Annotated in this window: 15 protein-coding genes and 1 pseudogene; 1 reads left to right on the forward strand and 15 read right to left on the reverse strand. The window is 70.1% G+C overall.

Annotated elements, in window-relative coordinates:
* Positions 1 to 242, reverse strand: a 242-nt coding sequence (locus H9Y04_RS30650) for a helix-turn-helix domain-containing protein (RefSeq protein ID WP_187817545.1), incomplete at its 3' end; no start/stop codon positions are given.
* 161 nt (positions 243 to 403) lie between these two features.
* On the opposite strand from H9Y04_RS30650, the gene mmsB reads away from it, so the two are divergent.
* Positions 404 to 1,642 (forward strand): multiple monosaccharide ABC transporter permease, encoded by a 1,239-nt coding sequence (gene mmsB, locus H9Y04_RS30655; protein ID WP_187817359.1) that lies wholly within the window; start codon positions 404 to 406, stop codon positions 1,640 to 1,642.
* A gap of 64 nt (positions 1,643 to 1,706) precedes the next feature.
* On the opposite strand, the gene H9Y04_RS30660 is transcribed toward mmsB, so the two are convergent.
* The 14 genes and pseudogenes from H9Y04_RS30660 to H9Y04_RS30725 all read right to left on the reverse strand — a co-directional run bounded on the left by H9Y04_RS30660 (position 1,707) and on the right by H9Y04_RS30725 (position 17,355).
* Entirely contained in the window at positions 1,707 to 2,555 is an 849-nt protein-coding gene (locus tag H9Y04_RS30660; RefSeq protein WP_187817360.1) for an SMP-30/gluconolactonase/LRE family protein, read from the reverse strand.
* Positions 2,552 to 3,328: an IclR family transcriptional regulator gene (locus tag H9Y04_RS30665; protein WP_187817361.1), complete on the reverse strand. Its 777-nt coding sequence runs from the start codon at positions 3,326 to 3,328 to the stop codon at positions 2,552 to 2,554. The genes H9Y04_RS30660 and H9Y04_RS30665 overlap by 4 nt, the downstream gene beginning before the upstream one ends.
* A gap of 223 nt (positions 3,329 to 3,551) precedes the next feature.
* Complete coding sequence (locus tag H9Y04_RS30670; protein ID WP_187817362.1) at positions 3,552 to 4,862, reverse strand: pectate lyase family protein; 1,311 nt, start codon at positions 4,860 to 4,862, stop codon at positions 3,552 to 3,554.
* A 95-nt stretch (positions 4,863 to 4,957) separates the two neighbouring features.
* Positions 4,958 to 5,785 carry a rhamnogalacturonan acetylesterase gene (locus H9Y04_RS30675; protein WP_308801225.1) on the reverse strand — a complete coding sequence of 276 codons (828 nt, stop codon included), beginning with the start codon at positions 5,783 to 5,785 and terminating at the stop codon, positions 4,958 to 4,960.
* 128 nt (positions 5,786 to 5,913) lie between these two features.
* A complete protein-coding gene (locus H9Y04_RS30680) occupies positions 5,914 to 7,257 on the reverse strand; it encodes an ABC transporter substrate-binding protein (protein ID WP_187817363.1) in 1,344 nt (447 codons plus the stop codon).
* Between the two features lie 105 nt (positions 7,258 to 7,362).
* Positions 7,363 to 8,388: pseudogene (locus H9Y04_RS30685) on the reverse strand (pectinesterase family protein); the annotation flags it as partial.
* 112 nt (positions 8,389 to 8,500) lie between these two features.
* Positions 8,501 to 10,045 (reverse strand): glycoside hydrolase family 43 protein, encoded by a 1,545-nt coding sequence (locus H9Y04_RS30690; protein ID WP_187817365.1) that lies wholly within the window; start codon positions 10,043 to 10,045, stop codon positions 8,501 to 8,503.
* Positions 10,042 to 10,899, reverse strand: coding sequence for a DUF6807 domain-containing protein (locus H9Y04_RS30695; RefSeq protein ID WP_187817547.1), 858 nt, complete (start codon positions 10,897 to 10,899; stop codon positions 10,042 to 10,044). Before H9Y04_RS30695 ends, H9Y04_RS30690 begins: the two co-directional genes overlap by 4 nt.
* A 2-nt stretch (positions 10,900 to 10,901) precedes the next feature.
* The gene (locus H9Y04_RS30700) at positions 10,902 to 12,089 is read right to left on the reverse strand and encodes a Gfo/Idh/MocA family protein (RefSeq protein WP_187817366.1); all 1,188 of its coding nucleotides are present in this window, start codon (positions 12,087 to 12,089) and stop codon (positions 10,902 to 10,904) included.
* The gene (locus tag H9Y04_RS30705; protein WP_187817367.1) at positions 12,086 to 12,985 is read right to left on the reverse strand and encodes a carbohydrate ABC transporter permease; all 900 of its coding nucleotides are present in this window, start codon (positions 12,983 to 12,985) and stop codon (positions 12,086 to 12,088) included. Before H9Y04_RS30705 ends, H9Y04_RS30700 begins: the two co-directional genes overlap by 4 nt.
* Positions 12,982 to 13,923, reverse strand: coding sequence for a carbohydrate ABC transporter permease (locus tag H9Y04_RS30710; RefSeq protein ID WP_187817368.1), 942 nt, complete (start codon positions 13,921 to 13,923; stop codon positions 12,982 to 12,984). Before H9Y04_RS30710 ends, H9Y04_RS30705 begins: the two co-directional genes overlap by 4 nt.
* A 95-nt stretch (positions 13,924 to 14,018) precedes the next feature.
* The gene (araD, locus tag H9Y04_RS30715; RefSeq protein ID WP_187817369.1) at positions 14,019 to 15,749 is read right to left on the reverse strand and encodes an L-arabinonate dehydratase; all 1,731 of its coding nucleotides are present in this window, start codon (positions 15,747 to 15,749) and stop codon (positions 14,019 to 14,021) included.
* Positions 15,737 to 16,648, reverse strand: coding sequence for a dihydrodipicolinate synthase family protein (locus tag H9Y04_RS30720; protein ID WP_187817370.1), 912 nt, complete (start codon positions 16,646 to 16,648; stop codon positions 15,737 to 15,739). The genes araD and H9Y04_RS30720 overlap by 13 nt, the downstream gene beginning before the upstream one ends.
* Positions 16,645 to 17,355, reverse strand: a complete 711-nt coding sequence (locus H9Y04_RS30725; RefSeq protein ID WP_187817371.1) for a GntR family transcriptional regulator — start codon at positions 17,353 to 17,355, stop codon at positions 16,645 to 16,647. The genes H9Y04_RS30720 and H9Y04_RS30725 overlap by 4 nt, the downstream gene beginning before the upstream one ends.
* Positions 17,356 to 17,580 lie beyond the last annotated feature (225 nt).

Below are 17,580 nucleotides of genomic sequence, written 5' to 3' on the forward strand. Positions count from 1 at the left end.
CACTGCTGCAACGGCACCGCCGACACCTCGTTGAGGAACGCCAGTTCCTCGGTCCTCTTCCACGCCGTCAGCATCGCGGAGGTGGCGTTGTAGTTCACCCGCTCCTGCCGGGTCCACGCCTCGGTGCGGGCGGCGAGTGCCATGTTGTAGACCTTGCGGACGCATCCGAACGTGCGCGACAGCTCGGCTGCCTGCTCGTCGGTGGGATAGAAGCGGTACTTGAAGGCCCGCTTCACCTGCATCGTGGTCACGCTCACAAACTACCGGGCTTACTGGTGAATAAGCGATCTGCGAGTCAAAGCACGGGCTTTCACCCTGACGGCGAAACCCCGCTCCCTTCCCTGCTCCGCAGGGGTCCAATTCCTCCCCCGGCCAAAGCCGGGGGCCTCCTTGGAGAAGTTCGATGAGCCCCGTCACCACCGACAAGCCCCCCGTGGCGAGCACCCCGTCGAAGGACGGCTCCGGCAGTCGGATCACCGGTGCGCTGGTGTCCGCGATGCGCGGCAACATGCGCCAGTACGGGATGCTGATCGCGCTCGGCCTGATCGTCGTCCTGTTCCAGATATGGACCGACGGCACGCTCCTCATGCCGCGCAATGTGTCCAACATCGTCCAGCAGAACAGCTACATCCTGATCCTGGCGATCGGCATGATGATCGTCATCATCGCCGGCCATATCGATCTGTCGGCGGGTTCGCTCGCCGCGTTCGTCGGCGCGATCGCCGCTGTGCTCATGGTCGAACAGGGCTGGTCCTGGCCTCTGGCCCTGGCGGCCTCGCTGGTCATCGGCGCCATCGCCGGTGCGTGGCAGGGCTTTTGGATCGCGTATCTGGGGATACCGTCCTTCATCGTCACCCTCGCGGGCATGCTGCTCTTCCGCGGCGCGACGCAGATCGTCCTGGAGGGGCAGTCGATTGCCCCGTTCCCCAAGGGATTCCAGAACATCAGCCAGGGCTTCCTGCCCGAGGTCGGTCCGGACACGAACTACCACAACCTGACGCTGTTCATCGGCGCCGCGGTCGCGATCGTGGTCCTGTGGCAGCAGTGGCGTGACCGGCGCCGGCAGCTCGCGTACGAACTGGAAGTGCTGCCGCTGAAGTTGTGGGTCGCCAAGTGCGCGGCGATCGCGGCGGCGGTGATGGTGTTCACGCTGCTGCTCGCCAGCTACCGGGGCGTCCCGATCGTGCTGCTCATCATGTCCGGGCTGCTCATCCTGCTCGGCTTCGTGATGCGCAACGCGGTGGTCGGCCGGCATGTGTACGCGCTCGGCGGCAACAAGGCGGCCGCCAAGCTGTCCGGTGTGAAGGACAAGCGGGTCACGTTCCTGGTGTTCGTGAACATGGGCGTCCTCGCCGCGCTGGCCGGCTGTGTGTACGCGGCCCGTCTCAACGCGGGCACCCCGCAGGCCGGTATCAACTTCGAACTGGAGGCGATCGCGGCCGCGTTCATCGGCGGTGCGTCGATGTCCGGCGGTGTGGGCACGGTGCTCGGCGCGATCATCGGCGGTCTGGTGCTCGGCGTCCTCAACAACGGTATGTCGCTCGTCGGCATCGGCACCGACTACCAGCAGGTCATCAAGGGCCTGGTGCTGCTCGCGGCCGTCGGCTTCGACGTGTGGAACAAGCGGCGGGCGGGCGCCTGACGGCCCTGAACCGCTGAAGCGCCCCGGGACCGACTGGTCCCGGGGCGCTTTGCGTTGAGGGCGCTCAGCCCTTGAAAGCCGCCTGCGGCAGACCGAGTCCTGCATCCCGTACGACGAAGAGGGAGCCCGCGAGCGGGTGCGGGTCGCCGATCGCGGCCGTGGTGATGTAGAGGTCGGTGAGCTGCTCGCCGCCGAACGCGCAGGCCGTGGGGCGCGCGACGGGCATCTCGACCGTACGGTCCAGGGTGCCGTCCGGTGCGTAGCGGCGGACCGCGCCGCCGTCCCACAGGGCGACCCAGACGTATCCCCCGGCGTCCACGCAGAGGCCGTCGGGGAAGCCCTCGCCCTTGGCCACAACGGCAAAGGTACGGCGGTCCGTAGCGCGCGTGCCGTCCATCGTGAAGACGTCGATACGGCCCGTCGGCGAGTCGATGTAGTACATCAGCGAGCCGTCCGGGCTCCAGCCCGTGCCGTTGCTCACGGCCACGTCGTCGAGCACGGTCGTCGTGGCGCCGTCGGCGTCGATCCGGGTGAGGGTGCCGCCGCCCGCCGTCTCGTCGTAGCGCATCGTGCCGTACCAGAGCGAGCCGTCGGGGGCGACGGCCGCGTCGTTGCCGCGGCGGCCCGCGACGGGGTCGCGGTGCAGCCAGCGGAAGGAGCCGTCGGGGTCGTAAAGGCCCACGCCGTCACGGAGGTTGACCACCGTGCCGCCCCCGGCGCGCGGCTTCGCGGCGCCCACGTGCTGCTCGGTGGTCCGGACGGTGCGGTGCCCGGAGACCGGGTCGTACGTGTGGATGCGCGAACCGAGGATGTCGGCCCACAGGAGCCGCCGGCCGGCCGGGTCCCAGGTCGGGCCCTCGCCCAGCTCGGCCCCGGCGCGCAGCGCGACCTCGACGCGTGCCGCGCCGGTCACCGCCGGCCCCGCCCGAAGCCGAGGCGCTCGGACAGTTCCTGGGCGCCCTTGGCCGCGAGCTCGGTGAGCTCGTCCTGGCGCTCGTCGCTCCAGCGGATCATGGGCACGGAGATGCTGAGCGCGGCCACGACCTGGCCCGCCGAGTTCCGTACGGGAGCGGCGACACAGGAGACATGCGGGTTGGACTCCCGCTCCTCCACGGCGATCTGCTGCTCGCGGATACCGGCGAGGTGCGCGATCAGGGCGTCCGGGTCGGTGATGCTCCGGTCGGTCAGGGCGGCCAGGGGTTCGGCGCTCTCGATCCGGGCGCGCAGATCGGTCTCCGGCAGGGTGGCGAGCAGCATCTTGCCGACGGCGGTGCAGTGCGCCGGGAGGCGGCGGCCCGCGGCGGACACCATCCGCACCGCATGGGTGGAGTCGACCTTGGCGACATAGATGACATCGGTGCCTTCGAGGATCGCCACATGGACGGTCTCGTCGCAGGTCTCGGCCACCTTGCGGGCCACGTCGCGGCCCTCGGCGGCGAGGTCGAGCCGCTCGCCGTAGGTGCTGCCGAGCTGGTACGTGCGCACGCCCAGGCGGTAGCGGCCGGTCTGGCCCGGCACCGGATCCAGGTAGCGGCGGGCTGTCAGAGTCGCCACCAGTTCGTGCACAGTGGTGCGCGGGAGTCCCAGCTTGCGGGTGATCTCCGGAGCGGAAAGGGTGTCGTCCGGCCCGAGGAACAGCTCGAGTATGTCCATGGCCCGGGTCACCGCCGGTACGAGGCGTCCCATACGTCTCTCCTTCCCTCGCCCCCTCCGGTGGTTGTCCGGGATTTCGGGCGGCATTCGAAACTTCGGACGAAGTTTAGCCGGGGAACGAAGCTCTTGGAAGGGGCGGAGCGGCAGCACGAACCGTGCGTTCAAGTGCTGCCGCTCCACCCGTATTTGGAGCGCCGGACTCCGGCTCGGCAGAGCTCTCCGGACTCCCGCTCAGCAGAGCTCTCCGGACTCCGGCTCAGCAGATCTTTCCGGCGCCCGCCCGCGCGGACAGCTTCCCGGCCAGGGACAGCGGGTCGTCCACCTTGGTGCGCAGCGTCGGGGTCCAGCCCGCGCCGGACTGGAGATGCTCGGCGGGGATCTCCGTGTTGTGCACGGCTATCAGGTCCGTCGGCTGCCCGTTGACGTAGTTGCCCTCGGCCGTCAGCGGAGCCTCCTTCCACTTCTTGAGGATGCGGCCCGCGGTCACCTCCGCCGGCAGCGAGAAGGAGTTCTTCTCCGCGTACAGACGCGACTCGATGCCGATGCCGAAGGTGTAGCCGTACTTCTGGCCGGGCTTGACCTCGAAGTGGTTGTTGTAGACGTCGACCTGGCCGAAGCGGACGCGCGGGGCGCGCTCGACGGTGCCGGAGAACCGGTTGTGGTGCAGCGTGACCTTCAGCTTGCCCGCGTCGGTGGCGGCCGCGCTGTCGCTGTTGCCGATCATCAGGGTCTTGTCGTGGTCCTGGAGGCGGTTCCACGAGGCGGTGACGTAGTTCGAGCCGCGCACGATGTCGAGCAGACCGTCGTGCTGCTGGTAGGTCTCGCCGAAGTACGAAGGCAGCGAGCTGTCCGGGTAGCGGCCGTCGGTGAGCGTGTTGTGGTCGACCCAGACATGCGTGGAGTTGTAGACCACCACCGCGTCGTACTCGGAGTTCCAGGCGCCCGTGGCCCCGTCGGTGGGGTCCCACTGCGGGAAGCAGTCCAGGGGGCTCTCGATGGTGAGGTTGCGGACGATGACGTTGTCCGCGTCCTTGATCTGGAGGCTGCCGCCGGTGATCCCGGCGTTCCTGCCGACGCCGATGATCGTGGTGTTGGACGGCACGAACGCCTTGATCGCCTGGTCCTGCGCGACGGCGGAGGCGGCGCGCAGGTCCTCCTGGGGGCCGCTGACCGGGGTGTCGAGACCCCAGACCGCGGGGTCGTAGTCGGCGAGGTACTGGTCGAAGTCGTAGCCCTCGGCCTCGAAGGCCTCGCAGCCGTTCGCGGTGGCGTTCAGGGTGCCGCGCACCTTGATGATCCGCGGCGCGGTGCCCTCGTGGGCGAGCGCGGTACGGAACTCCTCCCAGGTGTCGACCGTGTAGACGTGCTCGGGCGCGGCCTGGGACCCGCCCGTGGTGCCGGCGCCTTCGGAGGCCCAGCCGTCGCCGGCGGGCAGCGTCTGACGCGCCATGTCGCGGCCGGCCGACTGGGCCGGGGCGGTGCCGCAGAGGGTGGCCGCGGTGGCGGTGGCGGTCACGAGCAGGAGGGTGCGGGACGTGCGGGAGGTGCGTCTGGCGGTACGGGACATGACGGGCAGCTCCTAGTCGGTTCACGTGCACGGGTGCGGTCGGCTGACGCCGACGGGGGTGCGGCGGCGTCAGCCGGCGGGCAGTGCGTTCGGCGTCAGGCGGCGGGCGGCGGGGCCGGCCAGGTGATCCACGAGGTGGGGATCTCGTCCTCGAGGCGCCGCACCTCGGCGGCCGCGAGGACCCGGGTGCGCAGGAGTTCGCCGGCGACCAGACGGGCCACCTCGATGGCGCCGAGCGGGCTGAAGTGGGTGTTGTCCTGGTCCTCGGGCGTCCAGTTGAAGTACGCCTTCGCCGGCTCCGCGCCGAGCTTCTGCCACAGCTCCAGGGACAGCGCCTGGGCGTCGAGCACGGGAACGTCGAGCTCGGAGCCCAACGCCCGCATGGCGGCCGGGTATTCACCGTGCGTCGGCACCGCCCGCCCCTCGGTGTCGAAGCGCCGCCGCTCCACGGATGTGGCGAACACGGGCCGCGCACCGGCCGCGCGGGCACCGTCCACGTACTGGCGCAGGCAGTCCTGGTACGTCGACCACGGCTCGGTGTAGCGGGTGGGGTCGGCGGCCTTGGAGTCGTTGTGCCCGAACTGGACGAGCAACAGGTCGCCGGGCTTGATGGCGCCGAGCAGCGCGGTGAGCCGGCCCTCGTCGAGGAAGCTCTTCGAACTGCGGCCGTTGACCGCGTGGTTGGCGACCGGGACCGTACGGCCGAGGAAGAACGGCAGGGCCATGCCCCAGCCGGTCTCGGGCGCGGCGTCCGCGTACTTCTGGGCGGCGGTGGAGTCTCCGGCGATGAACAGGGTGCGGCTGCGGTGCTTGCCGCCGCCGGCGCCGGCCGCGAAGGCTCCGGTGGCCGTGGCGGCGCCGGTGGCCATGGTGGCCGCCGCGAGCACTCCGGCCGCACTGAGCTGTCTACGGGTAAGGGACACGCCCTTGTGCCTCACTTTCACAAGAGGAGGGGAACCGCGCCCCTATAGGGGCGCGGGGAACTGCGCGCCCGACCTGGGGTGGGCCAACCTGAACGGGCCCGGCCCACCCCACCCCGGCGCGCGAGCACCTACTGCTGCTGCTTCCACTCCGCCTGCGCCTCGTTCAGCTGCTCGGCGAGGGTGTCCAGGAACTCCTTCGCCGACATCTTGCCGAGCAGGACCTTCTGGAAGTTGGGCTCGTTGTCGGCCTTGGAGATCGAGTTCCAGTCCGGCAGGTAGTACGGCAGCTGGACGACCTTGACCTCGCCCTTGTTGAGTACCTCGGCCGCGAGCTTGGTGGCCTCCGCCTTCTGGATCCAGTCGTCACCGGCCGCTTCGGTGTTCGCGGGGATGGCGCCGGCCGATTCGTTCCACTTGCTGTTGGACTCGTGCGAGGCGGCGAACTCCATGAACTTCCAGGCCGCCTCCTTGTTCTTCGAGGACTTGAACAGACCGAGGCCATCCACCGGGTTGGAGACCTGCACCCGGGTACCGTCCTCCATCGTCGGCGCCGGGATGCCGCGGAACTTGCCGTCGAGCGCCTTCAGGTGGTCCTGGTACGAGCCGAGGTTGTGGCTCAGCATGCCGATCTGGCCGCTGTCCCACTGGGCGACCATCTTCTTGAAGTCGTTGTTGACGTCCGCGGACGGCGTCGTCTTCTTGTAGAGGGCCGCGTACTTCTCGAGAGCGGCGACGTTCTTCGGGTCGTTGACGGTGGTCTTGTCACCGTTCCAGAACTCGGTGATCCCGGACTGCCCGTACGACGCGTCGAGCGCCTGGGCGATGGAGCCCTCGCCGCCGCGGATGGTGTAGCCGAACTTGTTCTTGTCGGCGTCGGTCAGCTTCTCGGCGGCCTCGTAGAACTTCGGCCAGGTCGAGGGCTCTTCGAGACCCGCGGCCTCGAACAGGTCGGTGCGGTACCAGAGCGTGCCGTTGTTCGCGGAGGTCGGCACGGTGTACAGCTCGTCGCCGCCGCCGGCGGCGCGCACGCTGTCGACCATCGTCGGGCTGAGCTTGCCCTTGAGGGCGCCCTTGTCGATACGGTCGCCGACCGGCTCGAGCGCATCCTGCGCGACATAGCTGGCGAGCATCGCGGTGCCCATGCCGCCGACGTCCGGCAGACCGCCGCCCTGGAGGGCGGTGTCGTACTTGGACTGGACGGACTCGGAGGGGATGCCGACGTACTTGACCTTGATGTCGGGGTTCGCCTTCTCGAAGTCGGCGATGATCTCCTTCCAGATGTCGGTGCGCACACCGCCGTTGTTGTCCCAGAAGGTGATCTCGCCCTTGCCGGAGCCCTCTTCGCCCTTGTCGCCGGCCTTGCCGCTGCCGTCGTCGCCGCAGGCCGCGGCGGTCAGGGCGAGCACGGTGGCGAGGGCGAGGGCACCGGCGCCGCGGCGCCCGCGTCCGGTACGGAACGGGTTACTGCTCATGATCGGCTCTCTTCGTGTCGAGGGTTGGGCCCAGCGGGTTGTGTACGTGTGCGTGTGTGGGGGCTGCCGGCGGCGGACGGTGGTCCACAGCAGGCCAGTCGGGGGTCAGCGCGGGTTCCAGCCGCGCAGATAGTCGGCACGCTCGTAGTCGCCGGCCAGCGACGGATCGAGGTGCGGACGGTCGGGGCCTTCGGGTGCGGCGCCCGGTCCGTAGGTGCGGTACTCGGCGAAGCGGGCCTCGCGCCAGGAGAAGCCGCTCATGTCGGTCCACGGCGCGGCCTTGATCGCGGCGGGCAGCTTCGTGTCGCGGATCAGCAGCTGGCCGATCGCGTCGGGGTTGCCGCCGGGGTGCCAGGGGCGGCCGAGGTGGAAGCTCCCGTCCGGGGCGTCGCTGATCACCTTGGAGTCGGTGATCAGCATTCCGTACGGGTTCTCCTTCCAGGTCGAAGGGGCCGTCACCCAGCCGTTGTTGGTGTCCGAGCCGCGGCTGAGGGCCTTGATCACCGACTTCTCGATGACGGTGCTGGCCCGCCCGTAGATGAAGTCGACATCGCCCTCGACGTAGGAGTCGCGGATGTAGACGCGGGAGATCTCGGTGAGTGCGGGGGTGTCGGTCATCAGGGTGTCCTGATTGCCGAGGAAGGCGACGTCCTCGAAGAACTGCCGGTCGCCCGTGGTCTTCACGGCGAGCGCCTGTTCGCCGCTGATCTCGACCGCGGCCTCGTCGAAGTCGTTGGCGAAGGTGAGATTGCGGGCGGTGAAGTCGTCGCCGCGCACCATGACGGTGGCGCTGCCCGACGAGCCCTGCGTCCCGCCTTCCGGCTTCGGCTCACCCGCGGGGGTGTCGAAGACGATCACGGTGTCCGCGCGGTCCTCGCCGGTGCCGACGAGGCTGATGCGGTGCTGCTCGTCCCCGACTCTGACTTTCTCTCGGTACGTGCCGGGCGCCAGTCTGATCGTGACCGGCGAGGTGTTGCCGGCCGGGACCGCCTTCACGGCGTCCTGCACGGTGGGGTACTGCGCGGGGACATCGAGCACGGTGGGCCGCCCGGCCCCCTCGGCGGACGCCGGCAGGGTCGCGGCGCCCGCCAGGAGGACGGTCAGGGCGCCGGTTGCCACCAGGCGGTGGCGCGTACGTGGGGTGTGCGGCATCACGGCTCCTGAACAGGCTGGAGGCATACGGGAGTTGGAGCGGTCGTACGGAACGTGGTGCGGTGGCGCGGAGGGCCGGGCGGGCAGGTGTTCAGACGGCCCGGATCCGGAAGTGCGTGAACAGTGCGGACCCCGTGTCCTCGGAGCCCTCGGGAGCCAGCGCGAACAGACCGAGCAGCGCGCCCACCCAGCGCCAGGGCGCAGCGGTGAACGCGTCGGGCCCCGCGGCCTTGAACCCGTCCCCCGCATCGGCGAGGAACCGGCAGCGCCCGCCCTCTCCCGCCTCGATCCGCAGCCTGACCTGCGTCGTCCTGCCCAGCGGCCGGGCGTACGCGGCGTCCCGTTCGCGGTCCGCCACCAGTTCCCCGAAGCGGTGCACGAGCGAGACCTCCCCGTCCTCGCCCCGCTCAAGGCCCACCCACCGGTAGGCGTCACCGAGCAGGACGAGCCCGGCCCGTGCCCCCGGCGCACCGGACTGGAGGTCCAGGTCGACGGTGACGGTCGCGGGGACGCCGGGCAGCCGCTGCGTGAGCACGCTCGGCACCTTGCGCAGATCCCCGGCCGTCGCACTGGGCACGCAGGCGAGCCGCAGCCCGTCCACGTAGCCGTGTCCGCCGCCGGTCCAGTGGGACGCGGGGTTGCCGGTCCACTGCCACTGCGGCCCGAACCGCCCGCCCGGGAAGTCGTCGTCCATCTCCGGAACGGCGAGCGGCTGCCCGGGAAGATCCGGCTTCGTGTGGACGTCGACGGGCTCGCCCCGGTGGCCGATGACGGGCCAGCCGTCCGCGGTCCACCGCATCGGCTGCAGATGGACCACCCGTCCGTACGCGCCGCGCTGCTGGAAGTGCAGGAACCAGTCCTCGCCGTCCTGGGTGCGCACCCAGCCGCCCTGGTGGGGGCCGTTCACGGAGGTCGTCCCCTGCGAGAGGACCACCCGCTCCTCGTACGGGCCGAAAAAGTCCCGCGACCGCAGCGCGCCCTGCCAGCCGGTCTCGACTCCCCCGGCGGGGGCGAAGATCCAGTACCAGCCGTCGTGCCGGTAGAGCTTGGGGCCTTCGAGCGTGTACCAGCCGGGGATGGCGTCCCCGTCCACGATCACCTTGCCCTCGTCGAGCAGCCCGGTGCCGTCGGGGCGCATCCGGTGTCCGGTGAGCCGGTTCTTCACGCCGGAACGCGACCGCGCCCAGCCGTGCACGAGATACGCCTCGCCGCTCTCGTCGTCCCACAGCGGACAGGGGTCGATGAGCCCCTTGCCCTCCTTGACGAGGTGCGGCGAAGTCCAAGGACCCTGCACGAACTGCGAGTTGACCTGGTAGATCCCCTGGTCGGGGTCGCCCCAGAAGATCCAGAACCGGCCGTCGTGATGGCGCAGGGACGGCGCCCAGACCCCGCAGTCGTGCCGCGGCAGCGCGAAGACCTCCTCCGGTACGAGGCGGTCGAGCGCGTGCCCCACCAGCGTCCAGTTGACCAGGTCGCGGGAGTGCAGCAGGGGCAGTCCCGGGACGCGGCCGAAGCTGGACGCGGTCAGGTAGTAGTCCTCGCCGACGCGCAGCACGTCGGGGTCGGACCAGTCCGCGTTCAGGACCGGATTGCGGTACGTGCCGTCGCCGAGGTCGGCGCTGAAGGACGTGTTCACCGTCCCACCGCCTCGATGGCCGCGTGCACCAGTTCGGCGGCCGCGTCCTTCTCCACCCGGCCGTCGGCGACGACCGTGAGGAAGCGGCGTACCAGCGTCTTGTCCGCACCCAGCGGCAGCCGCTCGTCGAAGGCGAGCGAGGAGCCGACACCGGGATAGCCGGCGGCCCGGACGAACCAGGGGTCCTTGCGCGTGCGGTCCGTGCCGCCCGCGAAGATCAGCGACCAGGTGGAGCCGGTGAACGCCACCCAGTCGGCGCGGGTGCCGTGCACCGCCACCTCGCCCTCGGCCTCGGCCGTGAACACCCGGGGCGCGATGGCCTCCTTGGGCGCCCGCCAGAAGAAGCCTCCGTACGCGGCGCCGGAGCGCCCGTTGGTCTGGGGGCTGCCGAAGCTGATCGCGGAGCCGCTCGCGTTGAGCAGCGAGAACGTGAAGTCGAGCACCCAGGCGTCGGGGGTGAGCTGCACCGCGGCGACGGTGCGGCGCTCCCGCAGCAGCAGCTGCCCGGTGCCCGTGGTCCAGTCGAGCTCCTCGACGAACCCGTCCTCGTCGCGCAGCGAGTACCCGGTGTGGGTCTGCGTGCCGTGGTTGTCGACCTCGGTCGGGCCCCGGCCCGGCACATAGGTGGTGCCGCCCCAGAAGTTGTGCCCCTCGACATCGGGGATGGTGACACCGACGCCGAGGTGGTGCAGATGGTCCTCGGGGAACTCCTCGGTGACGGGAGTGCCGGCGAGGGTGTGGACGGGGTGCAGATAGGGGCGCGGCGAAAGGCGCTTGGGCACTTCCGGGTAGGTCCGGTAGCGGGCCACCTTGAGTTCGGCGCACTGCAGGTCGAGATCGCCGAGTACGTCCATGGTCATCGTGCCTCCACCTCCGTCTGCTGCGACAGGTCCTGTGCGGCCCGGTCCTGGGCAGCCCCGTCCTGTACGGCCCAGTCGGCGCCCAGCTCCGAGTACAGGGCGAGCCGCTCCGCCGATTCGGCCGTGAGCGTGTCGATCCCGGGGACGACGCGGCGCCCGTCGGGCCCGAACCGCCAGGCGGAGTCCGGGAGTTGGCGCGGGTCGGGTGCGGTCCTGATCGCTTCGAGCGCCCGCATGAACGCCCCGGTCCGCTCCGGCGGCACCACGAGCTCGGTGCCGTCGGTGAGGTGGTCGACCAGGTTCTCCAGGAGGTCGATCCGCCCGTAGTGGATCTCCTCGGGGCCGAAGCCGGGGCGCTGCAACAGCACGCGGTCCTCGCGGTAGTAGAAGGTCACGCGGCCCAAGGTGCAGTGCACCATCACGTACGGCTCGGCGGTCTCCTCCGCGCACAGCGTCGCGGCGACGGTGATCGCGCGTCCCTGCGTCGTGGTCAGGCGCAGGGCCGAGGTGTCGTCGGCCTCGATGCCGTAGGCGTGGAAGAGCTCGGTCTCCACCCGGGCCACGTCCTCGGCGTGCACCGAGCCGTCCAGGGCGAGCGCGGTGGCCAGGGCGTGGGCGAGCGGGTTGGTGAGCACCCCGTCGATCACGTCCACGCCGTCCAGGCGGCGGCGTCCTGCCCAGCGGGCCCGTTGCCAGTACGCCTCGTCGCGGCACCAGTTGCCCGCCGCGCCGATCCCGGTGACCTCGCCGAGCTCACCGGCGGCGAGCAGGGCGCGGACGGCCGGGATGGCGCGCGAGCCGAGCGACTGGAAGCCGATCTGGCAGGCCGCGCCCGCCTCGCGCACGCCGTCCTGGATCCGCCGGAAGTCCGCGTACGAGGCGGCCGGTGGCTTCTCCAGGAGCAGATGGACTCCGCGCCGGGTGCAGACGAGCGCCAGGTCGGCGTGGGTGGGGATGGGGGTGCACAGGATCGCGAGCTGCGCCCCGGTGGCGTCGAGCAGGGCGGCGAGATCGGCTTCCTGCCGTATGCCGTCGAAGCCTTCGAGCTCGGCGGACGCCAGCGGCACGGGGTCGCAGATGCCGACGAGTTCGACCCGGCCCTGCTCGGCGAGCCGGCGCACATTGCGCAGATGCCAGTTGCCGTGGCCACGGGCGCCGGCGAGGACGACCTTGAGGGCGCTCATCCCTTCACCGCCCCCGAACTGAAGCCGGTGATCAGCCACTTCTGGATGAAGGCGAACACGATCACCACCGGGACGGCCGCGATGATGCCGCCCGCCGCTAGCGCGCCGAGGTCCACGCTGTCCGCGCTGAGCAGGGTGTTCAGGCCGACCGGGATGGTCTGCTTCTCCTGGACGCTCAAGAACATCAGGGCGAACAGGAAGTGGTTCCAGGCATGCACGAAGGCGAAGGAGCCGACGGCGATCAGGCCGGGACGGAGCAGCGGGAGCACCACCACGAGGAAGGAGCGCAGCCGGCTGCAGCCGTCGACCCAGGCTGCCTCTTCGAGCGAGTACGGGACGTTCTTGATGAACCCGCTGATGAGGATCATCGAGAGCGGGAGCTGGAACACGGTCTCCGCGATGACCACGCTGACAAGCGAGTTGATCATCTGAAGCTCGGCGAAGATCTGGAACAGCGGGACCAGGAGCAGCGCACCGGGCACGAACTGCGAGCACAGCAGCGCCAGCATGAAGGCCCGCTTGCCCTTGAAGTCGAACCGGGCGAGCGCATAGCCGCCGATCAGGGCGACCACCGTGGTCAGGATCAGGGTGGCGACACCCGTCCAGACGCTGTTCATGAAGTACGTGCCGAAGCTGCGCTCGGTCCACACCTTCGCGAAGTGCTCGCCGGTCATCGGCCACGGCACCAGCGAGGTCGACCCGGAGGGCCGTACCGCGAAGAGCAGGATCCAGTAGAAGGGGATCAGCGTGAACAGGAGATAGATGCCGAGCGGCAGATAGATCTGCCAGCGCGGTGCCTCGTCCCAGGCGCGGCGGCGCTTGCCCTTGCCGCGCGGGGTCTGCGGGGGCTCCACGGTCTTCGCCTTGGTGTCCGCCGGGGCTATTTCGGTGATCACTTCTGGTCACCTCCGAACTTGCTGAGGCGCAGATAGAGGAACGAGAAGAAGAGCAGGATCACGAAGGCCACCGTGGTCAGGGCCGATGCGTAGCCGAAGTTGTGGGCGTCCACGCTGGTGTTGGCGACGTAGAGCGGCAGCGTGGTGGTCTCGCCGGCCGGGCCGCCGCCGGTGAGCGTGTAGAGGAGGTCGACGTTGTTGAACTCCCATACGGCGCGCAGCAGCGTGGACAGGACGATGGCGTCCTTCAGGTGCGGCAGCGTGATGTGGAAGAACTGCCGGATGCGGCTGGCGCCGTCGACCTCGGCCGCCTCGTACAGGTCCTTCGAGACGGACTGCAGGTCGGCGAGGATGAGGATCGCGAAGAAGGGCACGCCTCGCCACAGGTCCGCGACGATCGCCGCCGGGAAGACGGTGCCGGGGTCCGACAGCCATGAGGTGCCGTAGTCCCCGATGCCCATGTCCGCGAGGTAACGGGTGATACCCGTCTGGGAGTTGTAGAGCAGCACCCAGATCACCGAGGTCAGGACGCCGGAGACGGCCCACGGCGAGAAGACCAGGGCGCGGCCGAGTCCACGGCCCACGAAGGTCTGGTTGACGATCAGGGCGAGCGCGAGACCGAAGAGCAGCTGCAGCCCGACCTCGACCACGACCCACTTGGCGCTGAAGAGCAGGGTGTCCCAGAACAGCGGGTCGTCGGTGAAGATCTTCGTGAAGTTCTCGAACCCCGCGTACCCGTCGCGCCAGGGCTTGGTGGGGTTGAAGTGCTGGAGGCTGTAGTAGAAGACGCTGAGCACCGGGTAGGCGATGAAGCCCAGCATCAGCAGGCCCGCGGGCGCGATCAGGAGATACGGGAGCCTGCGCGGCGTCACCGACTTGATGCGCTTCCTGGGCTGCTTCTTCGGGGGTGGTTTCGCCACGGCTGCGGCTTGTGCCATGACCGGGTCTCCGTTCTGGGGCGAGGTCGTGAGAGCGCTTTCTCGAAGCGCTTCGCGGACCCCGTTCGAAATCTCGGGCAGTTGGGGGGACTTGCTCAGCCTGCGTAAGGCTCGGGATTCGCGCCCTTGCGGGCGAGGAAGGCGAAGTCGCAGCCGGTGTCGGCCTGCGTGATGTGCTCGTTGTAGAGGGCGCCGTAGCCGCGCTCGTAGCGCTCGGGCGGCGGGGTCCACTCGGCCCGGCGCCGCTCCAGCTCGGCCTCGTCGACCTCCATACGGAGCGAACGGGCCGCCACATCAAGGGTGATGAGGTCTCCCGTGCGCACCAGGGCGAGCGGTCCGCCCACATGGGACTCGGGCGCGACATGCAGCGCGCACATGCCGTACGAGGTGCCGCTCATCCGCGCGTCGGAGATCCGCACCATGTCCCGTACGCCTTGTTCCAGGAGGTACTTGGGGATCGGCAGCATCCCGTACTCGGGCATCCCGGGACCGCCCTTGGGACCCGCGCCGCGCAGCACCAGGACGTGGTCGGCGGTGATGCCGAGCGCCGGGTCGTCGATGGTGCGCTGCAGGGTGCGGTAGTCGTCGAAGACGACGGCGGGTCCGGTGTGCTTGAGCAGGTGCTGTTCGGCGGCGATGTGCTTGATCACCGCACCGTCGGGGCACAGGTTGCCGCGCAGGACGGCCACGCCGCCTTCGCTCGCGACCGGGTTGGAGCGCGGCCGGATCACGTCGTCGTTGTGCACCAGCGCACCGTCGAGCTGTTCGCGCAGGGTGGCGTGGGCGACGGTGGGCCGGTCCAGGTGGAGCAGGTCGGTGATACGGGACAGGAACCCGGGCAGACCGCCCGCGAAGTGGAAGTCCTCCATCAGATACGGGCCGCCGGCGGGCTGCACGTTGGCGAGGACCGGGACCGTGGGGGCGATGCGGTCGAAGTCGTCGAGGGTGAGCTCGACGCCCGCGCGTCCGGCCATCGCGATCAGGTGGATCACGGCGTTGGTGGAGCCGCCGAGTCCGAGCACCGTGGTGACGGCGTCCTCGAAGGCCTCGCGGGTCAGGATGTCGCCGATCTTCAGGCCCTCGCGGATCAGCGTGACGATCCGCAGCCCCGCGGCCGCGGCCATCCGCTCGTGGCCCGAGTCGACGGCCGGGATGGACGACGCTCCGGGAATCGTCACACCGAGGACCTCTGCGGCCGCGGTGAGCGTGGAGGCCGTGCCCATCGTCATGCAGTGGCCTGCCGAACGGGCAAGACCGTTCTGCAGCTCGCCGAGTTCGCAGTCCCCGAGCCGGCCCGCGCGGTGCTCGTCCCAGTACTTCCACATGTCCGTACCGGAGGCGAGCGTCTCGCCGCGCCAGTGGCCCGGGAGCATCGGACCCGCCGGGACGAAGATCGTCGGCAGATCCATGGACGCGGCGCCCATCAGCAGCGCCGGGGTCGTCTTGTCGCAGCCGCCGAGCAGCACCGCGCCGTCCACCGGGTAGGAGCGGAGCAGCTCCTCCGTCTCCAGGGAGAGAAGGTTGCGGTAGAGCATCGGGGTCGGCTTCTGGAAGGTCTCCGAGAGCGTGGAGACGGGGAATTCGAGCGGGAAGCCCCCCGCCTGCCACACCCCCCGCTTGACGGCCTGGGCACGCTCGCGCAGGTGCTGGTGGCAGGGGTTGATGTCCGACCAGGTGTTGAGGATCGCGACCACCGGCTTGCCCACGTGCTCCTCGGGCAGATAGCCGAGCTGCCGGGTGCGGGCGCGGTGGCTGAACGTGCGCAGCCCTTCCACGTCGTACCACTGGCTGCTGCGCAGCTTTGCGGAGTCGCTCACAGGGACCACTCCCCGGCTATCGCGGCGACCTCCGCACGCACGGCGGAGGGCAGCGGGCTGCTCGGCGGGCGCACGTCGCGGCGGCACAGGCCGAGCGAGGAGAGCGCCTCCTTGACGACGGTCACGTTGTACGCGGCACCGTCGTCGGCCCGCAGTTCCTCGAAGCGGCGGATCTGCTCCCAGACCTTCATCGCGGCCGGATAGTCGCCGGCTCGAAGCGCTTCGATCATGGACAGCGAGATGGCCGGTGCGACGTTCACGAGCCCGGAGGTGAACCCGGTCGCGCCCGCGGAGAAGTACGAGGGTGCGTACGACTCGGCGAGACCCGCGACCCACACGAAGCGGTCCATGCCCGCCTCGCGGGCGAAGGTCGCGAAGGTCACCGGGTCCGGGACGGCGTACTTCACGCCGATCACGTTCGGGCAGGCCTCGCCCAGCTCCGCGAGGCGGGAACCGGGCAGGCGCGCGTTGCGGATGTAGGGGACGACGCCCAGCTCGGGCACGGCCTCGGCGATCGCGTGGTGGTAGTCGACCCAGCCGTCGGCGGAGACATAGGGGTGTACCGGCTGGTGCACCATCACCATCTGCGCGCCGTTGTCCTGTGCGTGCAGCGCGGCCTCGACGGCGGTGGGCACGTCGTGGCCGACTCCGGCGATGATCACGGCCTGCCCCTGGGAGGCCCCGGCCGTCAACTCGACGGCCGCGCGGCGCTCCTGAGGGTCGAGGGCGTAGAACTCGCCGGTGTTCCCGTTCGGTGTGAGCGTGCGGACCCCGGCGTCGAGCAGGCGCCGCAGCAGGACGCGGTGCGCCTCGGTGTCGATCCGGCCGTCCTCGCCGAACGGCGTGACGGGGATCGCCACCACATCGGCGAGCGCGGCCCGCTGGGCGGTGAAGTCGGGGGTGTTCATGCTCGGTGGCCCTCCTCGGCCCCACCCGTGGCAGCCGGTCCGCCCGGGGCATCCGGCCCGTCCGGTCCGTCCTGCCCGGGGAAGGCGTGACGTACGAAGTCCGCGATATGCGCATGCAGTGCGGCGGCCGCCGCGTCGGCATCGCCGGCGCGGGCCAGGCGCAGGATCTCCTCGTGCTCGGCCGCCTCCTTCTCCCAGGAGGGCCGCGCCGCCCAGGCCACCGCCGAGACCAGGGCGGCCTGGTCGCGGACCTCGTCCAGCATCCGGCCGAGCAGCGGGTTGCCGCAGGGCAGGTAGAGGGCGCGGTGGAAGTCCCGGTTGGCGAGGCTCCGTTCGGCCGCGTCGGCGGCCGAGCCGGCGCGGGCGAGCGCCTCGGCGGCCTCCTCGAAGCCGGAGTTGCGGGTGATCGCACGGCGCAGCGCCTCGGGCTCGAGGAGCAGTCGCACGTCGTAGACCTCGTGCGCCATCTCCGCGTCGACCATGCGCACCGTGGCGCCCTTGTACTGGCTCATCAGAACCAGGCCCGTGCCGGCGAGGGTCTTCAGGGCCTCGCGTACGGGGGTCTTGGAGACACCGAAACGGGCGGCCAGTTCGGTCTCCACCAGGGCCTGGCCGGGGACCAGTTGGCCGGTGAGGATACCGCGCTTGATCGCCTCCAGGACATACTCGGTCCTGGACGGGATCGGGCTGGGAGCTGCGAAGGTCATGAAGTCTCGGCTCTCGCTTCTGAGATGGGGTGCCGGTCGTACATCGCGTATGGCGTATCGCGTCTCGTATATGACGTACGAAATATGACGTGCTGAAGCTAAAGCCGGGACCGGGCGTCGTCAACGCTTGTGACAGAACTTCTTTTCGGCCGGGTGAAGTTGTGATGACCGGAGCGGTCCAAGGCTGTCGAGGCCGCCTTCCGCGCAACGCGCCCAGGCCCCCGG

The organism is Streptomyces polyasparticus (genome assembly GCF_014493765.1).
Classification (GTDB): domain Bacteria; phylum Actinomycetota; class Actinomycetes; order Streptomycetales; family Streptomycetaceae; genus Streptomyces; species Streptomyces polyasparticus.